This is a genomic window from Okeania sp. SIO2F4, assembly GCF_010672385.1.
Lineage (GTDB): Bacteria > Cyanobacteriota > Cyanobacteriia > Cyanobacteriales > Microcoleaceae > Trichodesmium.
The window spans coordinates 1-6404 of record NZ_JAAHGT010000554.1 but is presented as its reverse complement, the minus strand read 5'-3'; the positions used below and the strand labels follow the sequence as shown (position 1 = coordinate 6404).

The window sequence follows — 6404 nt, the reverse complement described above, 5'->3', positions numbered from 1 at the left end:
AAAATGATGGTAAACATTTATAAATGATGCCAGGTGACGCCCGTTAGAATCTTTAGATCGCGGGAGAATATGTCAGTCATCCGGTAGGGATGTTGCATGGAACGTCCCTACCCTACTCCCTAATGCACTATTTTAACTGAAACGCTCCACTACATTAATGCACACTTTTAGCTGTGCCACGCAACTACTAGACCGACACAGCTAAAATGGTGCGTTAGATGTAGGTTGGGTTGAGGGAGCGAAACCCAACAACAATCTTTCTCCGGTAGGGACGTTCCATGGAACGTCCCTACCCTACTCCCTAATGCACTATTTTAACTGAAACGCTCCACTACATTAATGCACACTTTTAGCTGTGCCACGCAACTACACCCTTTAGGTTGGGTTAAACGGTAGAATCACCCAAAAATAATTTGAGTTTTTTTTACTTACCAAATTATTAATTATTAATAATTATTAATTAAATAATTCAGGTTAAAAGTCTCCCCTTTCAATGGGAAAAAAAGAAACAGTATTTCCTTGTATTCAATTCCGTAACGGTTTCAACCTTCTTGTAATTATCCATTATCCATTATCCATTAATGAAAGCGGTTTTCCTGCACGGTAGACCACAGTAGGGGCGATTCGCATAGATGCCCCTACTTGCTGGCCATTCGCCCCTACAGGATTTTTGCTTGTGAAGATGTGGTTAATCAATTTCAAAAGCGCTGTAATCCAACCCACCATATCTAATGTTTCAATAATGATAGTTTGTGCCTGACAAATTCTTAATTAATAACTGGGTCAGCGTTAAAATTTATCCTTCTTATAAAGCAAGAGACACAAGGAAATTCTGCTCAAGAAAAGAGGTTTTTGAATAATACTCTTAAACCTCAAAAAAAATTTTTATTCTTGCCTACCCTCACCAAAAACATTTTTAGCATAATCTACTTATCTATAATTTGATAGTTGATGAAACATTTAGCTTTCGTTTTACGTCTACATACAAAATATAGCAATCCTAAATGATTTATGAAATTACCCTGTAGTTTCATAAACTTTGGGAATAAAATAATGGATAAATATACCATCTCTACCCTTTTTCACACATGACTTAGGAAGGCTATATATCTCAATAAAAATAGTAGGGAGGTTCCATAGAATTTCCCTACAAAAGTTTCAGAAGAGAATGAACTAAAATAATCAATTATGATAACCATCAGAACCATCTCCCAGTTAGAATTAACATTAACAGAAATAGCAGGAACAATATTTTCTATTACTGGTAACGATACTTTTATTCTGACGGCGGATAATGGTCAAAACTTCTTTGTTGACCTCATAGATGAACTAAATACTTCAATCTTAGGTTTACAGGTTGGTCAATTAGTTAGAGTAACAGGTTTTGTCAATATAGAAGATAACCGACTTAATCTAATTAATACAATTTTGATTAATCAGGATGGTACAAGACCACCACCACCAATTGTCGGTCTACAAACTATCTCTGGAACTGTTGGTTTTGTAGTTAATGATAATCAATTTATTCTCAACTCTAACGGTCAAATATACTTTATTAATTTATTAGATGAATTTAATGCCATAGCATTAGATTTACAGCCAAATCAACCTATTACAATTTCTGGTTCTGTCACCTTAGAAAATAGCAGAATAGATGTTAATAGTTCTAGCATTGTAGATGGTGTAAATATTCCGACTCAGCCTCCTTTTCTCCCCGAAGGTGAATTTCCACCAGGTTCAATTATTGGTAATAATACTCCTCAATTTATTCAAGGTACCCTTAACAGTGATACCATTTTTGGTCTTGGTGGCAATGATACTATTGATGGTCAAGCAGCTAATGATAGTCTATTTGGTAATTCAGGGAGTGATAGTATTGTTGGAGGAATAGATGATGACACTATTTTTGGCAATATCGGAATAGATACTATTGATGGACAAGGTGGTAATGATAGTATTCTAGGGAATGAAGATAACGATCTTCTGGGTGGTGGTGAAGGGAATGATACTATCCAGGGTAATACAGGTAGTGATGAAATAGATGGGGGGGGTGGTGATGATAGTCTCCAGGGTAATGTTGGCAGCGATAGTATTTTTGGCAATGTGGGTAATGATAGTATTTTGGGCAATGAAGATAGCGATCGCCTAGAAGGTGGGATAGGGAATGATAGTATTTTTGGCAATATTGGTAATGACAGTATTTTTGGCAATGAAGGGAATGATATTATTTTCGGCAACAGAGATAATGACCGTCTGGAGGGTAACTCAGGTAACGATACTATTCGAGGAGGAAAAGGTGACGATCTAGTTGATGGTGGTTTTGATTTAGATTTTCTCCTAGGAGAATTGGGTAATGATGAATTGAGTGGAGGAGAGGGTGATGATTTAATATTTGGTGGTAAGGATGATGATTTTATTGATGGTGGAGAGGGGAATGATACTCTCAGTGGAGACCTGAGCGATGATACTATTATTGGGCAGTTTGGTAACGATTTTATTATTGGTGCAGGTCGTGAGTCTGGAGAAAATGAGATTGATTTTTTGATTGGTAGTGCAGGAACTGATACCTTTGTTTTGGGTAATAGCAATGTTGCTTTTTACAGTTTTGCTGGCAGTAGTGATTATGCAATAATTACCGATCTGAATAATTTGGAAAATGATGTAATTATTACGTTTGGTGGTGATGGAATTGTTTTAGGACCTGCTTCTTTAAGTACGGGACAAGGTACGGGAATTTTTGTAGATGGAGATTTAATTGCTATTGTCCTTGGGGTGACAGAGTCGGAGGTTCAAAATGGATTGATTTTGATTTAGAAAGACTAAGGGATAGCGATCGCTCGTTCGTAGTAACGACTTTAGTCGTGTAGGGTTGGTGGTGGGTTCCAAGGGTTGGGTTAGTAAGCGATGTAACGGATGAGTTGTTGGGAGGGCGATCGCTCCAGCTACTGCTAAAGGATTAAAATACCGTATAATTGAGGAATGACTTTAGCTCTAAGTGTCCATGAGTGGTATTAACCAAGAATTAATATCAAATTTGTTGGTTACGGTTCCCGAGAAATCGGAGTAATATAATTTCATCGATCGTAATACAATGGGTAGGGGCGAATGGCCATTCGCCCCTACAAGGTTTTGGTTGTAACGATGTGGTTCATCAATTTGAAAAGCGCTTTCATTAATTGATAATTGATAATGGATAATTGATAATTACAAGAAGGTTAAAACCGTTCGGGAATTGAAGATTGGGAAATATCATTTCTTTTTTTCCCCTATCCAAGGGGAGGCTTTAAACCAGAATTATTTAATTAATAATTATTAATTATTCGGTAAGGTATAATTACTAAATCTGAAAAAATATTAGTAATTATTAGGTGAGTAATGAGTGATTTTCAAGTATGCGAGCGCGATTTAACTGAAAGTATATTATCTGATTATTTACAAGCAGATAGTATTGCAGTTGATACAGAAACAATGGGTTTATTACCATCGCGCGATCGCTTATGTTTAGTCCAGTTATGTGACCCTCAAGGCAAAGTTACAGCTATTCGGATTGAAAAAGGGCAACAAGAAGCACCGAATTTAAAAGAGTTAATGGAGGCAACTGGAATAGTTAAAATATTTCATTTTGCCAGGTTTGATGTAGCAATGTTGCAGCATCATTTAGATATTAAAGTTTCCCCTATTTTCTGTACCAAAATTGCCAGTAAGTTGGCGAGAACTTATACAGGAAAACATGGTTTAAAAGACTTAGTAATGGAGTTGGAAAAAGTAGAGTTAGATAAATCTGCTCAAAGTTCTGATTGGGGAAATGCAGAGAATTTAACAGAGGAACAATTGAGTTATGCTGCTAATGATGTGCGGTATTTATTGAGTGTTAGGCAGAAGTTAATTGGGATGTTAAAACGTGAGGAAAGATGGGAGTTAGCACAGCAGTGTTTTGAATGTTTGCCAGTATTTGTGGGGTTAGATTTATTGCAGTATAAAGATATTTTTGAGCATTAATTTAAGTTAGGTTTTGTAGAGCGATATTTGTCTTTTTTTATGCTATTATTAGTAGAGAAAATAGGAAGTAATATTGCTCTGCAATGCCAACCTAAATGTAGGGGCGAATGGCATTCACCCTCACTTTGGTTATAGAATTAGTCCTGACGGTAGTCGCATTGCACTTTATTATGGCGAAATCAAAATAAATGACAACAACCAATACCATGTTATCCCCAGAACTCGACCCAGTGAAAGATAATTGGGAATTTAGCGAAGTATGGATAGATCCTGCCTTGTCTCCTCCTTATCTGCTTTTGTTGCTCGGTGCCTCAGACGGAAGGTGTCACGTTTACGATCCGGCTGAGGGTTATCGTGTTATCTTTGAGAGCGATAATTATGATGAGGCTCAGTTTTGGTTGCTGGAGGATGAGTACGAACCCTTGGAAGGAAGACTTAAAGCTTCGGAGTTAATGTAGGGGAATAAAGCGATCGCTTAATGCTAGAAGCTAATGCTAAAAAAGATGATTTATTGGCCAACCGCTAGTAATCGCGTTCTCTAAATCATTGATTCCAGTTGCTATACCATCTAAAACTGTGTTTGTTCCATCTACAACAGCACCCCCAACTGCTGCTGCTGCACCTAAACTTGCTTTTGTTCCAAAAGCTACTTGAAACACAGGGTTTGGTGATGTTAATGCCAGCGTAGCATCTGCTAGTATTACTCCAGGATCGTCGAAGTCTTCTACAGGATCTTTATCATCTGGCACCAGATAATCGTGTATGAAGCAAGAGGGCTGATGTGCATTTAAAATAGGGTTTGAAGAAAAGGGAAGCCCTACAATTTCAGCATTTCTTTCATCCCCCACACCACATACAGTTTCTTGGGAAAAGAAATTGCCAGTTACCACATCAGCAGCACCATTAATCAAGGAATCACCAATACTCGAAGTTGTTGTAAAAGGTGAACCACCATTTTCGCTATCATCGAAAGTGAAAGTTGTGGCATTGCTACTATCAACGTAAGATGGTTCTGAGGTGGTATTATCTGTGTATAAAGTTGCAGAACCGCCACTATCAACGTAAGATGGCTCTGGTACAAATGTAATTGGAAGTTCTGATTTTTCTGCCCAAGACAACTCAAAGTAAGCATTACCAGTTTCTTCGTAGTAATGAAAATGTAGATCGTATTTACCACCTGGAGCGTAATCTGGCCAGCGATATGTAAACGTATCTCCGCCGTAGTCGTATTCCCAGGTTTCTTGGGGAGTAATGTAAACCCACTGATTTGTGATGTGATGCTTTGCTAGTAGCTGATATCCATCATCCGCTCGAACTGTAAACTCGTACTCTTTACCGGGTTCAAAATCAGCATGGGTGTAACTGCGAATGGCAAAATTATCCCGTGGAACTCGTGGGTCAGGAGAGTATAACCCCCAATCAGCAGAAAAACTGTTTCCACCACGGCCAAGGTTTAGCACAGCAAATTTGTTAGCTTCGTTCAGATAAAAATCTGTGGGTGGCTGCTGGCCATCAAACAGGAAAAAGCTAGCGTTCCACTCCGAACCATCAACCGACTCTTCTACTACTAACTGGCTATTTGTACTCTGCTCTTGATTGCTGGGAACGGCTCCAATATATCCGCCTAGCCCCGCGCCTTGAGAATTGCTAAAATTTGAAGTTGTATCTTCAACTGGACGCGCCCCAATGTATCCGCCTAGTCCCGGGCTTTGAGTATTACTAATAGCAGGAGTAGTCAACTCTATTGATGGGCTAGTTACAAGACCTTGAGTGCTACTAGAATCAGTAGTTGTGTTACTAGAAGAGTTTTCGATGTCAAAACTGATATCCAGAGTGTAATCAGTGTTGCGCCGGAATACATTTGGGTCAAAGAAACTGTCGGAGTTAAAAATATTATTAACGTTTCTGACGCTAATCAAATAGTTGCCTGCTTCTAGATAGCGACGGATACTTTCTTCTTGATATGCACCATAAGAAGTGGATGAGTCTAAAACATCCTCTCCGGGAAGGCTAAGATCATAAAAATATAGATCGGCATCCGCTACTAGGTCTTTTAGTTGAATTTCTATGTAGCCCGGTGATTCTACAGACAAGTTGTAAACTTCGCTGACTTCATCATCCGCAAGATAACTTGATTTACTTGTTTGGAAACCAGGGAATAAAACCCCTAAATCTTGATTAGTCATGGTTCTAAAAAGGTGTTAAGGAGGTGTAAAAGGTCATTCTCCAGATTTGTTTTTTTGAGTTAGTTCTCACGGGGTGACAAGGTAGCTGAAAGCTATATATAGAGGTGGACTTATCAAATAAGCTGAAGAATAGTTCAACTAAAATCCCACTATTATTGAGAATAGATGGGGGTGTGGTGCGTTCGCGGAGCGTTGCGGAGCGCAGTATCGCGCCACACA

General features: G+C 38.5%; 6 protein-coding genes. 4 read left to right on the top strand and 2 right to left on the bottom strand.

The window, feature by feature from the left end:
• Positions 1-564: 564 nt before the first annotated feature.
• A complete protein-coding gene (locus F6K22_RS27345; RefSeq protein ID WP_293105347.1) occupies positions 565-696 on the bottom strand; it encodes a hypothetical protein in 132 nt (43 codons plus the stop codon).
• Between the two features lie 492 nt (positions 697-1188).
• Here F6K22_RS27345 and F6K22_RS27340 point away from each other — a divergent pair, with 492 nt between their 5' ends.
• From F6K22_RS27340 to F6K22_RS27330, 4 genes are all read left to right on the top strand, one after another.
• The gene (locus F6K22_RS27340) at positions 1189-2814 is read left to right on the top strand and encodes a calcium-binding protein (protein WP_293105345.1); all 1626 of its coding nucleotides are present in this window, start codon (positions 1189-1191) and stop codon (positions 2812-2814) included.
• Positions 2815-3375: 561 nt separating this feature from the next.
• Positions 3376-3999 carry a ribonuclease D gene (locus tag F6K22_RS27335; protein WP_293105343.1) on the top strand — a complete coding sequence of 208 codons (624 nt, stop codon included), beginning with the start codon at positions 3376-3378 and terminating at the stop codon, positions 3997-3999.
• A gap of 73 nt (positions 4000-4072) precedes the next feature.
• Positions 4073-4240 (top strand): DUF6972 family protein, encoded by a 168-nt coding sequence (locus F6K22_RS43160; protein WP_375340201.1) that lies wholly within the window; start codon positions 4073-4075, stop codon positions 4238-4240.
• Entirely contained in the window at positions 4188-4457 is a 270-nt protein-coding gene (locus F6K22_RS27330; protein WP_293105341.1) for a hypothetical protein, read from the top strand. The genes F6K22_RS43160 and F6K22_RS27330 overlap by 53 nt, the downstream gene beginning before the upstream one ends.
• A 36-nt stretch (positions 4458-4493) precedes the next feature.
• Here the strand turns inward: F6K22_RS27330 and F6K22_RS27325 are convergent, their stop codons facing one another.
• Positions 4494-6185, bottom strand: coding sequence for a hypothetical protein (locus F6K22_RS27325; RefSeq protein WP_293105339.1), 1692 nt, complete (start codon positions 6183-6185; stop codon positions 4494-4496).
• Between the last annotated feature and the right edge of the window lie 219 nt (positions 6186-6404).